General features: G+C 64.1%; 17 protein-coding genes. 12 read left to right on the top strand and 5 right to left on the bottom strand.

The features are described 5' to 3' along the window. Positions 1–203 precede the first annotated feature (203 nt). The 3 genes from J8I26_RS17935 to J8I26_RS17945 all read left to right on the top strand — a co-directional run bounded on the left by J8I26_RS17935 (position 204) and on the right by J8I26_RS17945 (position 5,912). The gene (locus J8I26_RS17935; RefSeq protein WP_348635336.1) at positions 204–1,865 is read left to right on the top strand and encodes a glycosyl transferase; all 1,662 of its coding nucleotides are present in this window, start codon (positions 204–206) and stop codon (positions 1,863–1,865) included. Positions 1,866–2,120: 255 nt separating this feature from the next. Then, positions 2,121–4,976 (top strand): excinuclease ABC subunit UvrA, encoded by a 2,856-nt coding sequence (uvrA, locus tag J8I26_RS17940; protein ID WP_209608468.1) that lies wholly within the window; start codon positions 2,121–2,123, stop codon positions 4,974–4,976. Between the two features lie 168 nt (positions 4,977–5,144). After that, a complete protein-coding gene (locus J8I26_RS17945; protein WP_209608469.1) occupies positions 5,145–5,912 on the top strand; it encodes a phytanoyl-CoA dioxygenase family protein in 768 nt (255 codons plus the stop codon). Positions 5,913–5,991: 79 nt separating this feature from the next. Here J8I26_RS17945 and J8I26_RS17950 read toward each other — a convergent pair whose 3' ends face one another. The 3 genes from J8I26_RS17950 to J8I26_RS17960 all read right to left on the bottom strand — a co-directional run bounded on the left by J8I26_RS17950 (position 5,992) and on the right by J8I26_RS17960 (position 10,834). Next, positions 5,992–7,722, bottom strand: a complete 1,731-nt coding sequence (locus J8I26_RS17950) for a methyl-accepting chemotaxis protein (protein WP_209608470.1) — start codon at positions 7,720–7,722, stop codon at positions 5,992–5,994. 172 nt (positions 7,723–7,894) lie between these two features. Beyond that, positions 7,895–8,809 carry an AEC family transporter gene (locus tag J8I26_RS17955; RefSeq protein WP_209608471.1) on the bottom strand — a complete coding sequence of 305 codons (915 nt, stop codon included), beginning with the start codon at positions 8,807–8,809 and terminating at the stop codon, positions 7,895–7,897. Between the two features lie 33 nt (positions 8,810–8,842). Further along, positions 8,843–10,834, bottom strand: coding sequence for a cation:proton antiporter (locus J8I26_RS17960; protein ID WP_209608472.1), 1,992 nt, complete (start codon positions 10,832–10,834; stop codon positions 8,843–8,845). 260 nt (positions 10,835–11,094) lie between these two features. On the opposite strand from J8I26_RS17960, the gene J8I26_RS17965 reads away from it, so the two are divergent. The 9 genes from J8I26_RS17965 to J8I26_RS18005 all read left to right on the top strand — a co-directional run bounded on the left by J8I26_RS17965 (position 11,095) and on the right by J8I26_RS18005 (position 18,055). Beyond that, positions 11,095–12,123 (top strand): KpsF/GutQ family sugar-phosphate isomerase, encoded by a 1,029-nt coding sequence (locus J8I26_RS17965; protein WP_209608473.1) that lies wholly within the window; start codon positions 11,095–11,097, stop codon positions 12,121–12,123. Further along, positions 12,123–12,695, top strand: coding sequence for an HAD family hydrolase (locus J8I26_RS17970; RefSeq protein WP_209608474.1), 573 nt, complete (start codon positions 12,123–12,125; stop codon positions 12,693–12,695). Before J8I26_RS17965 ends, J8I26_RS17970 begins: the two co-directional genes overlap by 1 nt. Beyond that, positions 12,692–13,300 (top strand): LPS export ABC transporter periplasmic protein LptC, encoded by a 609-nt coding sequence (gene lptC / locus J8I26_RS17975; RefSeq protein ID WP_209608475.1) that lies wholly within the window; start codon positions 12,692–12,694, stop codon positions 13,298–13,300. Before J8I26_RS17970 ends, lptC begins: the two co-directional genes overlap by 4 nt. A 46-nt stretch (positions 13,301–13,346) precedes the next feature. Then, complete coding sequence (gene lptA / locus J8I26_RS17980) at positions 13,347–13,940, top strand: lipopolysaccharide transport periplasmic protein LptA (RefSeq protein WP_209608476.1); 594 nt, start codon at positions 13,347–13,349, stop codon at positions 13,938–13,940. A 1-nt stretch (position 13,941) separates the two neighbouring features. Next, positions 13,942–14,682 (top strand): LPS export ABC transporter ATP-binding protein, encoded by a 741-nt coding sequence (gene lptB / locus J8I26_RS17985; protein ID WP_209608477.1) that lies wholly within the window; start codon positions 13,942–13,944, stop codon positions 14,680–14,682. Positions 14,683–14,764: 82 nt separating this feature from the next. Beyond that, on the top strand, positions 14,765–16,264 hold the full coding sequence (locus tag J8I26_RS17990) for an RNA polymerase factor sigma-54 (RefSeq protein ID WP_209608478.1): 1,500 nt from the start codon (positions 14,765–14,767) through the stop codon (positions 16,262–16,264). A 141-nt stretch (positions 16,265–16,405) separates the two neighbouring features. Beyond that, positions 16,406–16,765, top strand: coding sequence for a ribosome-associated translation inhibitor RaiA (gene raiA / locus J8I26_RS17995; protein WP_209608479.1), 360 nt, complete (start codon positions 16,406–16,408; stop codon positions 16,763–16,765). 363 nt (positions 16,766–17,128) lie between these two features. Then, on the top strand, positions 17,129–17,440 hold the full coding sequence (grxD, locus tag J8I26_RS18000; protein WP_209608480.1) for a Grx4 family monothiol glutaredoxin: 312 nt from the start codon (positions 17,129–17,131) through the stop codon (positions 17,438–17,440). A gap of 39 nt (positions 17,441–17,479) precedes the next feature. Continuing rightward, positions 17,480–18,055, top strand: a complete 576-nt coding sequence (locus J8I26_RS18005) for a UbiX family flavin prenyltransferase (RefSeq protein ID WP_209608481.1) — start codon at positions 17,480–17,482, stop codon at positions 18,053–18,055. 125 nt (positions 18,056–18,180) lie between these two features. Here J8I26_RS18005 and J8I26_RS18010 read toward each other — a convergent pair whose 3' ends face one another. Beyond that, complete coding sequence (locus J8I26_RS18010; protein WP_209608482.1) at positions 18,181–18,939, bottom strand: SDR family oxidoreductase; 759 nt, start codon at positions 18,937–18,939, stop codon at positions 18,181–18,183. Positions 18,940–19,114: 175 nt separating this feature from the next. Then, positions 19,115–21,790 (bottom strand): alpha-ketoglutarate dehydrogenase, encoded by a 2,676-nt coding sequence (mdeB, locus tag J8I26_RS18015; RefSeq protein ID WP_209608483.1) that lies wholly within the window; start codon positions 21,788–21,790, stop codon positions 19,115–19,117. Positions 21,791–21,999: the final 209 nt, after the last annotated feature.

Genomic DNA, 21,999 nt, shown 5'->3' on the forward strand with positions numbered 1-21,999 from the left:
GAAGCTGGAGCGCTGTACCGGTAACGATATCCAGTTGCCGTTTGCGCCGAGGCTTTGGTTTTTTGCACTTCTCGTCGGCGCGCTCGCCGACTGGCGTTTATATCCGCATGTTTTTCTTTATTTCGGCTCCAGAGCTTGAATCGGAGTCTTCCGCTTCGTCCGGACGCAAGGCCGCCACAGGCCATGGCAAAGGCGCTTCGGCCGTGCGCGTCTGGCTGATGCTGGCGGCCATTGCCTGCGCCTGGCTGCTGCCCGGTATCTTCGCCCACGGTCCGTGGAAACAGGACGAGACCTATACCTTCGGCATCATCCATCACATGCTGGTGTCCGGCGACTACCTGGTGCCCACCAATGCCGGCGAGCCGTTCATGGAAAAGCCGCCGCTCTATTACTGGACGGCCACGCTGTTCGCCCACCTTTTCTATCCGCTGCTGGAGTACCACGACGGCGCACGCCTGGCCAGCGTGTTTTACAACCTGATCACCCTGGCGTTCGTGGCCCGCATCGCCCAGCTGCTGTGGAACGAGCGCCGGCTGCTGAGCCTGCCGGTGCTGGGAACACTGGCGCTGTATGCCGGCTCGCCGGGCATGGTCAAGCATGCGCATGACATGTTCACCGATGTCGCGCTGGTCAGCGGCGCCAGCATGGCGACCTACGGCCTGCTGCGCATTGCCCTCGAGGTGCAGCGCCGCACGCCGACGCTGGCCGCCGCGCTGTGGTTCGGCCTGGGCGTGGGCATCACGCAGATGACCAAGGGCCTCTTCGTGCCGCTGATCTTCGCCGCCACCACCGTCTGCGTGGGCGTGCTGGTGCGCGAATGCCGCTCGTGGTCGTACTGGAAGATGGTCGGCATGGCGGTGCTGGTTTCGTTGCCCTTCTTCCTGATCTGGCCGGCGCTGCTGGCACAGCATTCGGTGCCGCTGTTCATGGAATGGTTCTGGGACAACAACGTCGGCCGCTTCTTCGGCTTCTCGGTGGCCAAGCTGGGTTCGGACAACGACCACACCGTGATCTTCCGTGCCTTGTCCGGCTTCGCCCTGCCCGGCTCGGTGCTGGCGGTGCTGGCCATTGGCGCCGGCGGCTGGCGCGGCCTGGGCAACCCGCGCGTCGTGCTGCCGCTGAGCTTTGTCATGATCAGCATTGCCGTGCTGCAAAGCTCGGCCACTGCGCGCCAGTTGTACCTGCTGCCGGTGCTGCTGCCCTTGGTGATGGTCGGCGCCCCTGCCATCATCCGCCTGCCCGGCTGGCTGCATCTCGCCTGGGACTGGTTCGCACGCTTTGCCTTCGCCTTCCTGGCGACGGTAATCTGGGCTACCTACATCGTTTCCTCCATGCCGGTCGAGTATCACCACTGGATCGCCTATTTCGGCAAGTGGCTGCCGCTGGGCTTCGTCATGCCGTTCCAGCCGCTGGCCGTGGCCGGCGCAATCGCCATGACGGCCCTGTGGCTGTGGAGCCTGGACAAGATCCGCCTGTCCGGACAATGGCGCGGCGCCTTCAGCTGGTTCGGCGGCATCACGCTGCTGTGGGGCCTGACCTACACCCTGTTGCTGCCCTGGGGCGACTACGGCAAAAGTTATGAATACGTCTACAAGGATCTGCGCACCACGATCACCGGCACGTGGCAAAACGACCAATGCATGGCGAGCCAGAACCTGGGCGAATCCGAAGCCCCGATGCTGTACTACTACGTCGGCATCCAGCACCAGCCTATCGACACCGTCGGCCAGACCGCCTGCAACTGGCTGATCCAGGGCTCGCCCACCAAACCGGCGCTGCCGCCCGGCAACTGGACGCGGGTCTGGCAAGGCCATCGCGATGGCGACGAAGGACAGATGCTGTACGTGTATCGCCGCGCGCAGTAAGCCGCCCGCAGCGTGGTCGGCTTGCCGGTTACACAAGAAAAAGGGACAAGAGACAAGACAGGAAAGCCGGCCTTGCGCCGGCTTTTTTTATTGCCGCGCTTTGATTTTTCCATCCTGCTCCCACATGGGCTTTCTGGGACGCCGGACCGCCCTGCCGGCCGATGGCAGTCCTGTTATAGTTACATGTTGTCCCACCGTTCCCCCGCAGATGGCCACGAGCTACGCGGCGGCAGGAAAACCTAGCTGAAGGCATCCATGGAAGAAATTCGCATTCGCGGCGCGCGTACGCACAATCTGAAGAATATCAACCTAGACCTCCCACGCAACAAACTGATCGTGATCACCGGGCTGTCCGGTTCGGGCAAGTCTTCGCTGGCGTTCGACACCCTGTACGCCGAAGGCCAGCGCCGCTACGTCGAGTCGCTCTCGGCCTACGCGCGCCAGTTCCTGCAACTGATGGAAAAACCCGACGTCGACATGATCGAAGGCCTGTCGCCGGCGATTTCCATCGAGCAGAAGGCGACTTCGCACAACCCGCGCTCCACCGTGGGGACGGTGACCGAAATCCACGACTACCTGCGCCTGCTGTACGCGCGCGTGGGCACCCCCTATTGCCCCGACCATCCGGAGCATCCGCTGGAAGCGCAGTCGGTGTCGCAGATGGTGGACGCCGTGCTGGCGCTGCCCGAAGACACCAAGCTGATGATCATGGCGCCGGTGGTGGCCAACCGCAAGGGCGAGCATGCCGACCTGTTCGAAGAGATGCAGGCTCAGGGCTTCATCCGCTTCCGCATCCAGAGCGGCACCGGCACGGCCAAGGTGTATGAAGTCGACGAGCTGCCCAAGCTGAAGAAAACCGAGAAGCACACCATTGACGTCGTGATCGACCGCGTCAAGGTCAAGGCCGACATCAAGCAGCGCCTGGCCGAAAGCTTCGAGACGGCGCTGCGCCTGGCCGACGGCCGCGCCATCGCGCTTGAAATGGACGGCGGTAAAGAACACCTGTACTCCAACAAGTTCGCCTGCCCGATCTGCGGCTACTCGCTGCAGGAGCTGGAGCCGCGCCTGTTCTCCTTCAACAACCCGATGGGCGCCTGTCCCGAGTGCGACGGCCTGGGCCACATCGAATTCTTCGACCCCAAGCGCATCGTCGCCTTCCCCAACCTGTCGCTGGCCTCGGGCGCGATCAAGGGCTGGGATCGCCGCAACCAGTTCTACTTCCAGATGCTGACCAGCATCGCCGCCTACTATGGTTTCGACCTCGACGTGCCCTTCGAGCAGCTGGACGACAAGGCGCAGCAGGCCGTGCTGTTCGGCTCCGGCCGCCAGACCATTCCGTTCGCCTACGTCAACGAGCGCGGCCGCACGGTGGTCAAGGAGCACACCTTCGAAGGCGTGGTCAACAACCTGCAGCGCCGCTACCGCGAGACCGATTCGATGGCGGTCAAGGAAGAGCTGGCCAAGTTCATCAACGAGAAGCAATGCCCGTCCTGCCACGGCGCCCGCCTCCGGGTGGAAGCGCGCTACGTGAAAGTCGGCGCCGGCAAGCAACAGCGCGCCATCTATGAAGTGGCCGCCACGCCGCTGCGCGAGACCCTGTCCTTCTTCGAAACCTTGAAGCTGACCGGCGCCAAAAAGGAAATCGCCGACCGCATCATCAAGGAAATCGTCTCGCGCCTGACCTTCCTGAACAACGTCGGCCTCGACTATCTCTCGCTGGAACGCAGCGCCGACACACTCTCCGGCGGCGAGGCGCAGCGCATCCGCCTGGCTTCGCAGATCGGCTCGGGCCTGACCGGCGTGATGTACGTGCTGGATGAACCCTCCATCGGCCTGCACCAGCGCGACAACGACCGCCTGATCGACACCCTGCGCCACCTGCGCGACATCGGCAACACCGTGCTGGTAGTGGAGCACGATGAAGACGCCATCCGCACCGCCGACTTCGTGGTCGACATGGGCATCGGCGCCGGCGTGCACGGCGGCGACGTGATCGCCCAGGGCACGCTGGAAGAGATCCTGAAGAACAAGAAGTCGCTGACCGCCAAGTACCTCAACGGCACGCTGGAAATCGCCGTGCCCAAGAAGCGCACGCCGTGCGACGAAGAGCGCATGCTGACCATTTCCGGCGCCACCGGCAACAACCTGAAGAACGTCGACCTGGAACTGCCGGTGGGCCTGCTGACCTGCGTGACCGGCGTGTCCGGCTCGGGCAAGTCGACGCTGGTCAACGACACGCTGTATCTATCGGCCGCGCGCCACCTGTACGGCTCGCAGACCGAACCGGCGGCGCACGAGGCGATCGGCGGGCTGGAGCACTTCGACAAGGTGATCGCCGTCGACCAGGCGCCCATCGGCCGCACCCCGCGCTCCAACCCGGCGACTTATACCGGCCTGTTCACCCCGATCCGCGACCTGTTCGCCACCGTACCGATGGCCAAGGAGCGCGGCTACAGCGCCGGGCGCTTCTCGTTCAACGTCAAGGGCGGCCGCTGCGAAGCCTGCCAGGGCGACGGCGTGATCAAGGTCGAGATGCACTTCCTGCCGGACGTGTATGTGCCCTGCGACGTCTGCCACGGCAAGCGCTACAACCGCGAGACGCTGGAAGTGCAGTACAAGGGCAAGAACATCACCGAGATCCTCGACATGACGGTGGAAGACGCGCACGAGTTCTTCAAGCCGGTGCCGCTGATCGCGCGCAAGCTGCAGACGCTGCTGGATGTCGGCCTGGGCTACATCAAGCTGGGCCAGAGCGCGACCACGCTCTCGGGCGGCGAAGCGCAGCGCGTGAAGCTGTCGCTGGAGCTATCCAAGCGCGACACCGGCCGCACGCTGTATATCCTGGACGAGCCGACCACCGGCCTGCACTTCCACGACATCGACCTGCTGCTCAAGGTGATCCATCGCCTGCGCGACCAGGGCAACACGGTGACCATCATCGAGCACAACCTGGACGTCATCAAGACTGCCGACTGGATCATCGACCTCGGCCCCGAAGGCGGCGCGGGCGGCGGCAAGATCGTCGCGGCCGGCACGCCGGAGGATGTGGCCAAGAACCCGGCCAGCGTCACCGGCAAGTACCTGGCCCCGCTGTTGAAGAAGAAAAAGTAAGCAAGAAAAGCAAGACCGGCTTGAGCGCGCGCAAACGATACAGATAAAGCCGTCATCTGTATCTTGCGCGCCGGCGGCAAAGGCGTAGTGTCGTGCGCCTGGCCGCCATCAGGCGCACAATGAAGGCGGGAGAAAAACACTCCCGCCGTGCAACCCCGAAAGTCCCACATGTCAAACCCGCTGTCGCCCGCCCAGGTAGAAACCTTCCGCAAGGAAGGCTATCTGGTGCTCAAAGGCATGGTCGCGCCCGAGCAGCGCGAACGCCTGATGGCCGTGACGCAGGATCACCTGCGCCGCGCCGTCGCCCCCCTGGAATACGAAGCTGAAGTCGGCTATGAAGGCGCGCCCGCCTCACTGGAGGCCGAGGGCGGCCGCACCGCACGACGCCTGCGCGCCGCCTGGCAGCGCGACCTCGCCTACCGCGAATGGGCGTCCGATCCCCGCCTGGTGGCCATGCTGCGCCAGTTGTTCGGCGAGCCGGCTTGCATCACGCTGGCCCATCACAATTGCGTGATGACCAAGCACCCGACCTTCGGCACCGCCACCGGCTGGCACCGCGACATCCGTTACTGGTCCTTCCCGCGCAACGAACTGATTTCGGTGTGGCTGGCGCTGGGCGTGGAGACACCGGAAAACGGCGGCCTCAAGTTCATTCCCGGCTCGCACCAGTTGCAACTGCAGCCGGAACAGATGGATGAGCTCGATTTTCTGCGCCCCGAAGTGGCGGCCAACCAGGCGCTGTTCGCGCAGGGCGTCTCGCCGTCGCTGGAGCCGGGCGACGTGGTGCTGTTCCACAGCGGCCTGTTCCACGCGGCGGGACGCAATGACAGCGACCAAGTCAAATGCTCGGCGGTGTTCGCCTACCACGGCAAGAGCAACGCGCCGGTGCCGGGAACGCGCTCATCGGCCTCCGAGGATATCCAGCTGGATCAGTAACCGCGCCGTCGGCGTCGTCCATGAAAAAAGCGCAGCCGAGGCTGCGCTTTTTCATTGCCGATGAATAACGCTCAGGCCATCAGAACTGTTCCCAGTCATCATCCCCCGCCGGGGATTTGGCCGACGCCGAAGCCGGCGCTGCAGCCAGTTTCGGGGCAGCGGTCGGCTTGGCCGCAGGTGCGACGCGCGCAGCCGCGGGCCTGGGTGCCTGCGCCACCACCGGCTTGGCTGCGGCCACCGGCGCCGCCTGCGTACGCGCCTGTTGCGATTCGTGCAGGCGGAACACGCTGACCGCGCCGGACAGGCGCACCGCCTGCTCCTGCAACGATTGCGCGGCGGCGGCTGCCTCTTCCACCAGCGCGGCGTTCTGCTGGGTGGTCTCGTCCATCTGCGTGATGGCGCGGTTGACCTCTTCAATGCCGGTGCTCTGCTCGTGGCTGGCAGCGGTAATCTCACCCATGACGTCGGTCACGCGCCGTACGCTGGCCACCACCTCCTCCATGGTTTCACCAGCCTGCGCCACCAGCGTGCTGCCGTTGCCGACCTTGGCCACGGAGTCGTCGATCAGTTGCTTGATCTCCTTGGCGGCCGAGGCCGAGCGCTGCGCCAGCGAGCGCACCTCGGAGGCCACCACCGCAAAGCCACGACCCTGCTCGCCGGCACGCGCCGCCTCGACCGCTGCGTTCAGCGCCAGGATGTTGGTCTGGAAGGCGATGCCGTCGATCACGCTGATGATGTCGACGATCTTGCGCGAGGAGTCGTTGATGGAGCTCATGGTGTCGACCACCTGGCGCACCACGTCACCGCCGCGCGAGGCCACGTCGGAGGCGGAGGCCGCCAGCTGGTTGGCCTGGCGGGCGTTGTCGGCGTTCTGCTTGACGGTGGAGGTCAGCTCTTCCATGGCCGAGGCGGTTTCTTCCAGCGAGCCGGCCTGCTGCTCGGTGCGCGAAGAAAGGTCGAGGTTGCCGGTGGCGATTTCGGCGGCGGCGGTGTTGATGGTGTCGGTGCTGGTGCGCACTTCGCCGACGATGCGCAGCAGGTTGCCGTTCATCTCCTTCAAGGCCGCCATCAGCTGGCCGGTCTCGTCCTTGCTACGCACTTCGATGTCCTGCGTCAGGTCACCTGCGGCCACGCCTTGCGCCACCTTCACCGCCTGCTCCAGCGGACGCGAGATCGCGCGCACCAGGATGAAGCCCATGAAGATCGCCACCGCCAGGCCGATCACGATGGCCGCGGTCATCACGCTCACCAGGGTCTGATAACGGCTTTGCGCATCTTCATAGAGTTCGCGGCCGACCCGGCGCTGCAGGTCCATCAGCTGGTTCATGGTGCCATGCACCTCGTTGAAGGATTGCAGCATCGCGCCGTTGTAGAGATCGCTTGCGCCCTGGAAGTCGCGGTTGCGCAGGGCTTCGACGGCCGGCTTCACGCCGTCCGCGATGAACTTCTGGCGCTGCGGGACGAGCTTGTCGGCCAGGGATTTTTCTTCCGGCGTGAGATAGGTGTCGAGATATTCCTTGAGAACCTTGTCGCTGTCCTTGACGGTCTTCTCCAGCTTTTCCATGCCCTTGTCGATCTCGCCGGAGTCGCCGACGATGGCGGTGGAAATGCCGTAACGGCCGACATCGAGCGCAGAGGAAATCTGCTCCAGCTGCGTCAGCGCAACCAGCCGGTCTTCATACAACGAGCGCATCTGCGCGTTGGTGGAGTTCAGGCTCACCAGGCCGAGTACGCCGGAAGCGACCAGCAGTATTGCAAGAAAACCGATTACGAAGATCAGGCGCGCCTTGATCGTCAATTTGCTGAACATTTGCTTCCCCCCTGGAATATGGCTATGTGTCCGCCGCAACAGGATGCGCGACGGCAGCCATTGAGTTATACCCCCCTCGCTGGCCGGCGATATCGTGGAATATCACGGTGAAGTCCAAGCATTTCCCATACCAGCCGTTGCCCGGCGGCAGTTCTCGTTACCCTCGGGAAATTCAGTGTGCAGGCAGGCCCAGCCAAAGGCCAAACGGCACGAAAACGATGGCAGCAAGATTGCCCATGAGCACGATGGCGGCGACCTTGTCGGGCTCCTGTCGATATTGCTCGGCAACCATGAAACACAGCACCGCGGGCGGCAGCGCCGCGAACAGATACATCTCGCCGCGTTGCACGGCGGTCAGGGGCAGCAGCTGGTCCAGCACTAGCGCGCACAGCAGTCCGGTCAGCGGACAAGCGGCCGCGCCGACCAGGCCGATGTGCCAGCTCTTGAAGCTGATGTCCATCATGCGCACGCCCAGCGAAAACAGCATGATGGGAATGCTGGCCTCGCCCAGCAGCTTCATCGCCGAGAACAGCGGACCGGGCAGGCTGACGCGAAACAGCGCGCACAGCACGCCCAGGATCATGGCCAGCATGATGGGGCTGGAAACCAGCCGCAGCAGCGAGCCGGGACGCTGCTCGCGGCCAGACTGGATCATCTTCACGCACAGCGAGAAGTAGACGAAGGTGGATGCGGTGAACAGCGCCACCGCGGCCGGCAGCGCTTCCTGGCCGAATGCTAGCAGCAACAGCGGCAGGCCCATGTTGCCGCCGTTGTTGTACATCATCGGCGGCAGGAAGGTGCGTTTGTCGTAACCCAGCGCGCGCGCCAGCGGCCAGGCCAGCAGTCCCGATCCGAGCGAGATCAGCACGCTGGCCAGGATCAGCCAGCCGTTGTGATACAGGTCAAAGGACTTGGATGAGAGCGCGCTGAAAATCATCAGCGGCGCCAGCGCCTCCATCGAGACGCGGTTCACCGACGCCATGTCGATGCGCACCACCTCGCCGCGCCAGCGCGCGTAGCCATAACCCATCGCGATGATGGCGAAGACCGGCAGGATGATGGCGGCGATGCGTTCGATGAGGTCCATGAAGAAGGCCGACGGTGATGGACGACGAGGCGACTATTTGCTGAGCAGGCGCTTTTCCGCCCGCAGGATGTTTTCCGAACTGCCGCGCAACACCACGATGTCGCCGCCCATGAGGAGGGTGTCTTGCGCCGCCTCGACGCGTTGCTTGCCGCGCCTGAGCATCGTCACCTCGGCACCGCACTGGTTCTGCAAGTCCATCTCGGCCAACGTGCGGCCGACGGCGCCCGCGCCGTCGATCAGGGTGACCGATTGCAGGCGCACGTTCATGCCCTCGTTGTCGTCCTCGACATCGGCGGCGCCGTGGAAATAACCGCGCAAGGAGGCGTAGCGCTCGTCGCGCGCATCCTGCACGCGATGCACCACCCGGCGCAGCGGCACGCCCAGCATCACCAATGCGTGCGAGGCCAGCATCAGGCTGCCTTCCAACGACTCCGGCACGACCTCGGTGGCGCCGGCGGCGAGCAGCTTTTCCAGATCGGCGTCGTCGTAGCTGCGCACGATCACCGGCAATTCCGGCTCAAGCTCGGCGGCGTGGTGCAGCACTTTCAGCGCCGAGGGCGTGCTGGCGTAGGTCACCACCAGCGCCGCGGCGCGGTGGATGCCGGCGGCCACCAGACTCTCGCGCCGGGCGGCATCGCCATAGGAGACGTTGGCGCCGCCGCTGCGGGCGTCCTGCACCAGTTCGGGATCCAGCTCCAGCGCGTGGTAGGCGATGCCCTCTTCTTCCAGCAGGCGCGCCAGGCTTTGGCCGCTGCGACCGAAGCCGGCGATGATCACGTGCTTTTGCGCGCTCATGGTGCGCGTGGCCAGTTGAGTCAACGCCAGCGACTGCAGCATCCATTCGTTGGCGGACAGCTTCATGACGATGGCGTCGGATTTGGCCAGGATGAACGGTGCCGCCAGCATCGACAACACCATCGCCGCCAGGATGGCCTGGATCAGCAGCGGGTCGATCAGCTTCAGGGCGCCGGCCTGGTTCAACAGCACGAAACCGAATTCGCCGGCCTGCGCCAGCGCCAGGCCCGTGCGCAGCGCCACGCCGGTGGAGGAGCCGAACAGGCGCGCCAGCGCCGCGATCAGGCCGAATTTGAGCAGCACCGGCCCGGTCAGCAGCAACAGGACCATGAACCAGTGATCGATCAGCGTGCGCACATTGAGCAGCATGCCGATGGTGATGAAGAACAGGCCCAGCAGCACATCGCGGAAGGATTTGATGTCCTCCTCCACCTGGTGCTTGAACTCGGTCTCGGAAATCAGCATGCCGGCGATGAAGGCGCCCAGCGCCAGCGACAGGCCGGCCTTCTCGGTGATCCAGGCCGCGCCCAGCGTGATCAGCAGCAGGTTCAGCATGAACAGCTCCTGCGAGCGGCGCTTGACCACGATCTTGAACCAGCCGCGCATGAGCTTGTGGCCGAAGAACAGCAGCAGCGCGAGCACCACCATGGCCTTGGCTACCGCCCAGCCCAGCGTCACCACCAGGTTGCCGGAATTGTTGGCCAGCGCCGGCACCACGATCAACAGCGGCACCAGCGCCAGATCCTGGAACAGCAGCACGCCGAGGATGCGGCGGCCGTGCTCGGTCTCCAGCTCGAGGCGCTCGGTGAGCAGCTTGGAGACAATCGCGGTGGACGACATGGTGAGCGCGCCGCCCAGCGCGAAGGCGGCCTGCCAGCTGATCGCGGCGACCTGCGGCAGGTACCACGCCACCAACCAGCCGAACACCATGGTCACGCCGATGGTGGTCACCACTTGCGCCACGCCCAGGCCGAAGACGATGTGGCGCATGGCCGAGAGCTTGTTGAGCGAGAACTCCAGGCCGATCGAGAACATCAGGAACACCACGCCGAACTCGGCCAGGGCGTGCGTGGTTTCGTTGTCTTCGGCAAATCCCAGGCCGTGCGGGCCGATCACGATGCCCACCACCAGGTAGCCCAGCATGGGCGGCAGGTGCATCATGCGGAAGGCGACCACGCCCAGTACCGCCGCGGCCAACAGGAATAAGGTCAGTTCCAGTCCGGAAAACATGTGTGGATGATTCGCTTGCGACTTGTTATAGATGGATGCGGGCTGAACCAATCGGATCGGCAAGCGAGAAACATGCCTGTGGTGCGGACGCGGCGCACGCACGGTGAAGGCGCTTGTTTGCGGTGCAACCGGGCGGTCTCCCGAGACTGGCTACGCCCTCTGATGCGCACGATGTTGCATCGCAACCGCAAGCGGCGCCATCCGGGGTCTCCTTACATCTGGCAAGTTTTTTGCTTTGCTAATTCGTTTATACTTCGGTTATGAGTGTAACCGATGACAAAACCACGCCCGCATCTTTTTCGGCCGGGGACGCCCGCCGCGCGCTTGAGCTGGCGCGCCAGACCCTGCAGATCGAAGCCGATGCCATCCTGGCGCTGAAAAACCGCCTGTCCGACGACAGTTCCGAACCGCTCGCCCAAGCCGTGCATCTCTTGCTGGATTGCAAGGGCCGCGCCGTGGTCTCGGGGATCGGCAAGTCCGGCCACATCGGCCGCAAGATCGCCGCGACGCTGGCCTCCACCGGCACGCCGTCGTTGTTCATGCACCCGGCCGAAGCCGCCCACGGCGACCTGGGCATGGTCACGCCCAAGGACGTCTTCATCGCCATCTCCAACTCCGGCGAAACCGCCGAACTGCTGGCCATCGTCCCCATCGTCAAGCGCATGGGCGCGGTGATCATCGGCATGACCGGCAATGACGACTCCAGCCTGGCCAGAATGTCCACCGTGCACCTGAACGTGGGCGTGGACAAGGAAGCCTGTACCCTGAACCTGGCGCCCACGGCCAGCACCACCGCGACGCTGGCCATGGGTGATGCGCTGGCGGTGTCGCTGCTGGATGCGCGCGGCTTCATGGAAGAAGATTTCGCGCGTTCCCACCCGGGCGGCGCGCTGGGCCGCCGCCTGCTGACCCACGTGCGCGACGTCATGCGCAGCGGCGATGCGATTCCGGCGGTGCGCCCCGATGTGTCGCTCTCCGACGCGCTGATGGAAATCACCCGCAAGGGCATGGCCATGACCGCCGTGGTCGACGACGCCTTCCGTCCGGTCGGCGTGTTCACCGACGGCGACCTGCGTCGTCTGCTGGAGCGCGGCCAGGACTTCATCAAGTCCTCGATTGCCGACGTCATGCATGCCGGCCCGCGCACCGTGAACCAGGATCAGCTGGCCGTGGACGCCGTGCAGCTGATGGAAGAATTCCGCATCAACCAGCTGCTGGTGACCGATGCGAAAGGCACCCTGGTCGGCGCGCTGCATATCCACGACCTGACCCGCGCCAAGGTGATCTGATGACTGCCGCCGCCAGCCAGAACGCCAACTCGTTTGCCAGCACCTTCGCCCCTGCCGTCCTGGCCAAGGCGTCCGGCACACGCCTGATGATCTTCGACGTCGACGGCGTACTGACCGACGGCGGCCTGTTCTACGGCGAAGACGGCGAATCGGTGAAGCGCTTCAACGCGCTGGACGGCCACGGCCTCAAGATGATGCAGCAGTTCGGCACGGCCGCAGCCATCATCACCGCGCGCCAGTCGCCGTTCGTGCTGCGCCGGGCCAAGGACCTGGGCATCGCCCACGTATTCCAGGGCGTGCACGACAAACGCCAGGCCTTCGAGCAGCTGCTGCAGCACACCGGTCTGTCGGCCACCGACTGCGGCTATCTCGGCGACGACGTCATTGACCTGCCGGTGCTGACCCGCGTCGGCTTCAAGGCCTGCGTGGCCAACGGCCACCGCGAGGTGAAATCGCGCAGCGACTATGTGACCGTCGCCACCGGCGGCAATGGCGCAGTGCGCGAAGTGTGCGACCTGATCCTGGCCGCGCAGGGCAATTACGAGGCGGCGCTGGCGCCGTACCTGGCATGAGCAATCGCAGCGGCGAACGCGCAGCGGACCGGATCCGCCTGGGGGTGATCCTGGTGGTGCTGATCGCGCTGGCGCTGGGCAGCTTCTGGGTGCTGCAGGTGCTGCGCACGACCGGCGACCAGCAGCAGGCCGAACGTCCGCGCAGCAAACCGGACTACTACCTGGAAAACTTCAGCTACGTGAAGATGGGCCCGACCGGCCTGCCGCGTTATGACGTGTCCGGCACCAAAATGGTCCACTTCCCGACCGATGACTCCTTCGAGATCACCAAGCCGGTAGTGCACAGCCTGGACAAGGAAAAGCCGCCGATGGAGTTGTATTCCAACACCGCGCGCGTGACCGACGACCAGACCCAAATTCATATGTACGGCGACGCCAATGCGATCCGCGGCGCCGCGAACGGCCGCGACCCGATGCACCTGGTGTCGGAATACCTGCTGCTGTTGCCCGACGACGAGATCGTCAAGACCGACAAGCCGGTCGTGATGACCACCGGCACCACCCGCTTAAGCGGCGTGGGCATGCTGGCCAACAATGCCACCCAGGTCGTCCAGCTGTTCGGCAACGTGCGCGGGCATTACGAACCGACGCCGAAGAAACGCTGAGTCCTTCATCACAACAAGATCGCCAGACCCGACCAGACAGGAATCTATGAAACGCTCACTCTTATTGTCGATGCTGCTGTTGGCCGCCGTGTGCGGCGTGGCGCGCGCCGAGAAGGCCGACACCACCAAGCCGACCAACATCGAAGCCGACCAGATGGTCTACGACGACGTGCGCCAGGTGAAGACCTTCACCGGCAACGTGGTGTTGACCCGCGGCACGCTGCTGATCAAGGCCGGCCGCGTGGTGCTGACCACCGACCAGTACGGCTACGAATACGCGGTGTTGTACGCGGCGCCGGGATCGCTGGCCAGCTTCCGCCAGAAGCGCGACGGCGGCCCCGACCTGTGGATCGAGGGCCAGGCCGAGCGTATTGAATATTCGGAGCAGACCGAGATCTCCAAGCTGTTCCAGCGCGCGCATATCCAGCGCATGGACGGCAAGCGCGTCACCGACGAAGTCAACGGCGAGTTCATTTCCTATGACAGCCGCGCCGAGTTCTATTCGGTCAACAACACCGCCAGCGGCGAAAGCAAGCCGGGCGCCGGTCGCATCACCGCCGTGATTCAGCCCAAGAACCCGCCGCCGGCGCAACCGCAGACGCAACCCGAACAGCCGGCTCAGCCCGCGAAGGGCAAATAAGATGACGAGCTCGCTGGTAGTCCGCGGACTGAAGAAAAGCTATGGCGCGCGCCAGGTGGTGCGCGATGTATCGATGGAAGTGCGCAGCGGCGAAGTGGTCGGCCTGCTCGGCCCCAACGGCGCCGGCAAGACCACCTCGTTCTACATGATCGTCGGCCTGGTGCCGTCGGACGGCGGCGAGATCGATCTGGACGGCGCCGCCATCTCCAGCCTGCCCATCCACAAGCGCGCCACGCTGGGCTTGTCCTACCTGCCGCAGGAAGCCTCGGTATTTCGTAAGCTGACGGTGGAAGACAACATCCGCGCGGTGCTGGAGCTGCGCCAGGAAAACGGCAAATCGCTGCCGCGCGACGAAATCGAAGGGCGCCTGAACAATCTGCTGCACGAGCTGCAGATCGAGAAGCTGCGCGACAGCCAGGCGCTGTCGCTGTCGGGCGGCGAACGCCGTCGCGTCGAGATCGCGCGCGCGCTCGCCACCGATCCGCGCTTCGTGCTGCTGGACGAACCCTTCGCGGGTATCGACCCGATCGCGGTGATCGAGATCCAGCGCATCGTGCGCTTCCTCAAGGAACGCGGCATCGGGGTGCTGATCACCGACCACAACGTGCGCGAGACGCTGGGCATCTGCGACCGCGCCTACATCATCAACCAGGGCACGGTGCTGGCCAGCGGCAGCCCGGACGACATCATCGCCAACGAATCGGTGCGCCGCGTCTACCTGGGTGAACACTTCCGCATGTGATCGCGACGACAGAGCGCCACATTGCATCGACCAACACGCACGAGAGTAATCACAGCCGGCCACGCGGCATCCTGAACGCCAGATGAAACAGTCGCTCCAGTTACGCACCTCGCAGCACCTCGCCTTGACGCCGCAACTGCAGCAGTCGATCAGGCTGCTGCAATTGTCGACGCTGGAGCTGCACCAGGAGCTGGAGCAGATCCTCTCCGACAACCCGCTGCTGGAACGCCTGGACGATGCGCTCGACAACTCGGTGCGCCTGCTGGCCGACGGCGCGATCTCGGCGTCGCCCTCCAGCGGCGTGGCTGACGGCCCCGGCGCCGAGGCCGGCGCCGAAGCGCCCGCACCGGGCAGCGGGGCCGACGGCGAAGCAAACTTCGAGCAACAGGACAACGCACCGGACAGCGGCGTCAGCGGCGATGCCGACTGGAGCTTCGACGACGTCGCGCGCAACGGCAAATCCTCCGACGACGAAGACGCGCGCCCGCAACTGGAAGCGCATGAAATCACGCTACGCGAGCACCTGCTCGATCAGATCCGCGTCACGGCCCGCACGCTGCGCGACCGCGCGCTGCTGGAGCTGCTGACCGATGCGCTGGACGACAGCGGCTACCTCGAGGAACCGCTGGAAGACATCCTCGCGCGCCTGCCCGAAGAACTGGGCGTGGATCTGGAAGAGCTGTCGATCTCGCTCACGCTGCTGCAGAGCCTGGACCCGGCCGGCGTGGGCGCGCGCAGCCCCAGCGAATGCCTGGCGCTGCAGATCCGGCGCCTGCCCAAGGTGCCGTTCGTCACGCGCCGGCTGGCCTTGCGCATTGTCGAGGATTACCTGCCGCTGTTCGCCCAACGCGACTTCAACAAGATCAAGAAGGCGCTCGACTGCGACGACGAGGACCTGCGCGAGGCGCAGGCGGTGATCCGCCAATGCCGCCCGCACCCCGGCGCCGAGTTCGCGCGCGATGCTTCCGACTATGTGGTGCCGGACGTGATTGTCAAACAGACAAAGAGCGGCTGGCAGGTGCTGCTCAACCATGACGTGATGCCCAAGCTGCGCGTCAATGCGATGTACGCCAGCGCGCTGAAGCAGTCGAAAGGCGAAGTTTCCCTCACGTCACAGCTGCAGGAAGCCAAATGGCTGATCAAAAATATGCGGCAACGTTTCGATACAATTTTGCGAGTCGCGCAGGCTATTGTCGAACGTCAAAGAAACTTCTTTTCGCACGGCGCAGTCGCCATGCGCCCCCTTGTGCTGCGTGAAATTGCTGATACACTGGGTCTACACGAGAGCACAATCTCTCGCGTGACAACTCAGAAATACATGCTCACGCCACATGGCATGTTCGAGTTGAAGTACTTCTTCGGCAGCCACGTCGCGACGGAAACCGGAGGTGAAGCATCCTCCACTGCGATCCGGGCGCTGATCAAACAGTTGATAGGAGCAGAAAACCCGCAGACCCCTTTATCCGATAGCAAGATTGCGGATATGCTGGCTGAACAAGGCATGGTGGTCGCGCGACGTACGGTCGCAAAATACCGCGAAGTCCTGAAAATTCCGCCAGTCAATCTCCGCAAATCCCTCTGAGCTTTCTCAGTTTTTCTGTAGTACTTTGCAGCCGTCGCTGTGTTCAGGCATTTAGCCGTGCCCCAAGACACAAACGCTGTGCTCTCCGGTGTATTGGACGAGATGCACGAACCTCCAGTGACTTCACGATAGGAGTGTTGTATGAATCTGACCATCAGTGGACACCACCTCGAACTGACCCCTGCCATCCGGGAATACGTGCAGAGCAAGCTGGCACGCATCAAGCGGCATTTCGACAACGTGATCGACGTCAGCGTCATCCTGAGCGTAGACAAACTGACAGAGAAGGAAAAGCGCCAAAAGGCGGAAATCAACGTCCACATCAAGGGGAAGGATTTGCACGCGGAAAGCATCGCCCACGACCTGTATGCGGCGATTGACGCATTGATCGACAAGCTGGACCGTCAGGTCATCAAGCACAAGGACAGACTGCAGGAGCATCACTCCATGGCCAAGCGCCTGCCGGACAGCCCGGCCGAGGGTGCCGCAGCGGGCGCATAGGCGCCGAACCGGCGGGCTGCGGCCCGCCATGACGAGGAAAGGGCGCGCAAGCGCCCTTTTTCATTTCCGGCCCGCAACCCGGCGGACGCATCAGGCCGCAGCGCAATCGCGCATACGATTTAAATAATATGCATCCGACAACGGCGCTGGCCAATACGACCGGAGCGCAATCCCTCGGCCGCTTCTTGAAGACGATTCCTTCACCCCCATTTATTGTCAACGCAGCACCTGGAACACCGGCCCACAGCATGTCCCGACGGCAACAATGCCTGTCGCAAAGTCGCCTCCGACAGGTTGCGGATCAAACGCGAATGCCGTCTTTTCCCTATAATGTCGGCAATCATCAATTTTTAAGGCATAGCCATGAGCGACGTTCAATCCTGGATCAAAGAAACCGTCACCCAAAACCCCGTCGTGCTGTTCATGAAGGGCACCGCGCAATTCCCGCAATGCGGTTTCTCGGGCAAGGCAATCCAGCTGCTCAAGGCCAGCGGCGCCGAGAACATCGTGACCGTGAACGTACTGGAAAGCCCGGACGTGCGCCAAGGCATCAAGGAATACTCGAACTGGCCGACCATTCCCCAGCTGTACGTCAAGGGTGAATTCATCGGCGGCTCGGACATCATGAACGAGATGTACACCTCCGGAGAACTGCAGACCCTGATCAAGGGCTGATATTTCCCCCGCATTGCTTCCCGTCTCTGCTCCCGCCGCATGTCCCGCCAGCGCCTGATCATCGCCATCACCGGCGCGACGGGCGCCGTCTACGGCGTGCGGCTGTTGGAACATCTGCGCGGCAACGCGCAGGTGGAGACGCACCTGCTGATCTCGGACGCGGGCGTACTCAACCTGCATCAGGAGATGGAGCTCGGCCGCAAGGATGTGGAAGCGCTGGCCGATGTGGTGCACAACGTGCGCGACGTCGGCGCGTCCATCGCCAGCGGCTCCTTCGTCTCCAGCGGCATGATCGTCGCGCCCTGCTCGATGAAAACGCTGGCATCGGTGGCTCATGGCCTCTCCGACAACCTGATCAGTCGCGCTGCAGACGTGGTGTTGAAAGAACGTCGCCGCCTGGTGCTGATGGTGCGCGAGACGCCCTTCAACCTGGCGCACCTGCGCAACATGACGGCCGTGACCGAAATGGGCGGCGTGATCTTCCCGCCGCTGCCCGGCTTCTATCACCGTCCGCAGTCGATCGAACAGATGGTGGATCACACCGTGGGCCGCGTGCTGGACTTGTTCGCCATCGAACACCAGCTCACGCCCGAATGGCAGGGCATGAAGTCCTGACCACACCGAGCCGCGCCAGGCTCCGGCGACAACCACGCGTCAAGCAGGACACCCAAACAAAACGCGCCGCAGGCAAACCCTGCGGCGCGTTTTTTCTTGCGCGAAGAATGCGTCGATGCGCCTGATCAGCCGCGACCGATGAAGGGCATTTTGGTCGCCATCACGGTCATGAACTGCACGTTGGCGTCCAGCGGCAAGCTGTCCATGTAGAGAATGGCCTTGGCCACATGCTCGGCATCCATGGTGGGCTCGACCTTGGTCGACATGTCGGCCTGCAGGGTGCCTTTCTTCATCAGCGTGGTCATGTCGGTGGCGGCGTTACCGATGTCGATCTGCCCGCAAGCGATGTCGTAGGCGCGACCGTCCAGCGAGGTGGCCTTGGTCAGGCCGGTGATGGCGTGCTTGGTCGCCGTGTACGACGCCGAATACGGACGCGGCGCATGTGCCGAGATCGAACCGTTGTTGATGATGCGACCACCGCGTGGCGACTGGTCCTTCATGATGCGGAAGGCCTCTTGCGTACACAGGAAGACGCCGGTCAGGTTGATGTCCACCGCCGACTTCCACTGCTCCACGCTCAGCTCTTCCAGCGACACCGGCGGCGCGAAGATGCCGGCATTGTTGAACACCATGTCGAGGCGGCCGAAGCGTTCCTTAGTCTTGGCAAACAGGTTCTTCACCGATGCCGGATCGGTGACGTCGGCGGCCACCACCAGCGCGTTGGTGCCCTGTTCGCCGGCCAGTTTCACGGTCTCGTCCAGCGCATCTTGGCGGCGTCCGGCCAGGGCTACGCCATAGCCGTCGCGCAGCAGCGCCAGGGTGATCTGCCGGCCGATGCCGGAGCCTGCGCCGGTCACCAGCGCGATTCGTTTCGGTGCTGCCATGTTTGTGTGCTCCTGTCTGATCTTGTCGGGGGATGTGTGTGCATAAAAAAACCGCCTGCTGCACACAGACGGCTTTCACTATAGCAAACGCTCCCGCGCGCTTCGATGAGAGATTTTCAATCCCCGCGCCGGCGTTCATGCATGACCGGCGCGGGCGGGGCTCATGCGGTTGAACTCACACGGTCGAAGACAGGGGCTTGCCGGTGTCGATGCCCAGCGTCTTGGCCGCAGCCTCCAGCTTGGCGCGATCACCGGCGAACACTTCGGTCAGCGCGGTATAGGCGACCCAGCGCGCATCGATCTCAAAGAAATCGCGCAGGTTCACCCGCGTGTCGCTGCGGCCGAAGCCGTCGGTGCCGAGCGTGACATACGTCGCCGGTACGAAGGCGCGGATGCTCTCCGGCAGCGCGCGGATATAGTCGCTGACGGCGATCACCGGCGTGTCGCTAGCTTGCAGCTGCTGCGTCACATACGGCTGCGTCTCGGCACCGGACAGACGACGATCACGCTGCGCGGCCACGCCGTCACGCGCCAGCTCGGTGAAGCTGGTCACGCTCCACACCTCGGCCTCGATCTCCCAGTGCTGCTGCAGCAGCGCGGCCGCAGCCAACGCCTCCTTCAGGATCGGGCCCGAGGCCAGCAGGCGCGCCTGCGCCCGCTCCTTCTTGCCCAAGCAATAGAGGCCGCGCAGGATGCCCTCTTCGACGCCGGCCGGCATGCTCGGCTGCGCCTCGTTCTCATTGGTGACGGTGACGTAGTAAAACACGTCGTCGCCGCGCTCCATCATGCGGCGCATGCCGTCGTCGACAATCACCGCCAGTTCATAAGCATAGGCCGGGTCGTAGGCGACGCAGTTGGGAATCGATGCGGCCGTAACGTGGCTGTTGCCGTCCTGGTGCTGCAGGCCTTCGCCGCCCAAGGTCGTGCGACCCGAGGTCGCGCCGATCAGGAAGCCGCGCGCACGCTGGTCGGCGGCCGCCCAGATCAGGTCGCCGATGCGCTGGAAGCCGAACATCGAGTAGTAGATGTAGAACGGCAGCATCGGCTTGCCGTGCACCGAATAAGCGGTGGCCGCAGCCGTCCACGACGAGATGGCGCCGGCTTCGGTAATGCCCTCTTCCAGGATCTGGCCGTCCTTCGCCTCGCGATAGTAGAGGATGGAGCCGATGTCTTCCGGCTCATACAATTGGCCTTGCGAGGAATAGATGCCGACCTGGCGGAACAGGTTGGCCATGCCGAAGGTGCGCGCCTCGTCGGCCACGATGGGCACCACATACTGGCCGAAGTCAGGGTCTTTCAGCAGATTGCCGAGCTGGCGCACCAGCGCCATGGTCGACGACATTTCCTTGCCATCGGCTTCCAGCGCGAACTTGCTATGCGCCGCCATCGGCGGCACCGTGCGTCTTGCCTCACCCGCCTTGCGGCGCGGCATGTAGCCGCCCAGCGCCGCGCGGCGCGCGTGCAGGTGCTTCATCTCGGCGCTGTCGTCGGCCGGCTTGTAGAAGGCCAGCGAGCAGCATTGCTCGTCGGTCAGCGGCAGCTTGAAGCGATCGCGGAATTGCAGCAGGCTTTCCTCGTCCAGCTTCTTCTGCTGGTGCGTGGTCATCTTGCCCTCGCCGGCCGCGCCCATGCCGTAACCCTTCTTGGTCTGCGCCAGGATCACGGTGGGCTGGCCCTTGTGAGCGGCGGCGGCTTGGTAGGCCGAGAAGATCTTCTTCATGTCGTGGCCGCCGCGGCGCAGGCGATTGATCTCCTCATCGGTGAGCGTGGCACCGATGGCGCGCGTGCCCGGCGTCTGGCCGAAGAAGTGCTCGCGGTTGAAGGCGCCGTCGTTGGCGGCGAAGGTCTGCAGTTGGCCGTCGACGGTGCGGTTCAAGGCGTCAACCAGTTCGCCGTCCTTGTCGCGTGCGAACAGCGCGTCCCAGTCCGAACCCCATAAGAGCTTGACCACGTTCCAGCCGGCGCCGGCGAACAGCGTCTCCAGCTCGTCGACGATGTGACCGTTGCCGCGCACCGGGCCGTCCAGGCGCTGCAGGTTGCAGTTGACCACGAAGATCAGGTTGTCCAGCTTCTCGCGCGAGGCCAGCGACAGCGCGGCCAGCGACTCCGGCTCGTCCATCTCGCCGTCGCCGAACACGCCCCACACCTTGCGCCCCTGGTCCTGCAGCAGGCCGCGGTGCTCCATATAGCGCAGGAAACGCGCCTGGTAGATGGCGTTGATGGGGCCGATGCCCATGGAGCCGGTCGGGAACTGCCAGAAGTTCGGCATCAGCCAGGGGTGTGGATAAGAGGAAAGTCCCTGCCGGCCGACGCGCTTGGCTTCGATCTCGCGACGGTAGTAAGCGAGGTCATCTTCGGAGAGCGCACCCTCGAGGAAGGCGCGCGCGTAGATGCCGGGCGCCGAGTGCGGCTGGAAGTAGACGATGTCGCCGGCGAAATGATCATCGCGGGCGCGGAAGAAATGGTTGAAGCCGACTTCAAACAAATCGGCGGCCGAGGCGAAGCTGGCGATGTGTCCGCCCAGCTCGCCGTAGGCGCGGTTGGCGCGCACCACCATGGCCAGCGCGTTCCAGCGCATGATGCTGGCGATGCGCTCCTCGATGGCCTGGGCGTCGGATCCGCCGGGAAACGGCGGCTCCTGCTCGGGGCGGATGGTGTTGACGTAGGGCGTGTTGCGCGCGTCGCGCCAGTTGATGCCCCACTGCTGGGCTGCGGCCGACATGCGCGAAAGCAGGAAGCGCGCGCGCTCGGGGCCGGCTTCGGACAACACGCTTTGCAGCGCTTCGAGCCACTCCTGTGTTTCCTGGGCGTCGATATCGATATCGCGGGCAATACCATTGGCTGACGACATATCCACTTCCTGATCTCCTGTTGTTGCACGAAGGCCAAGGCCCGTCACTGCGCGCACGCAAGGCTCATGGAAAAAGATGCCGTCGCGTGCAATCAGTTCTATGCAAAGAGACAAAAAGCCGGTAAAACACAGGCCGCGCCATTGGTCTCCCCACACCGGACGCCTTTGCGGTCGTTCTTTTTGGTAATCGGCTTACGATACGCCTGAAG

It is taken from the genome of Herbaspirillum sp. LeCh32-8, assembly GCF_017814915.1.
Lineage (GTDB): Bacteria > Pseudomonadota > Gammaproteobacteria > Burkholderiales > Burkholderiaceae_D > Herbaspirillum.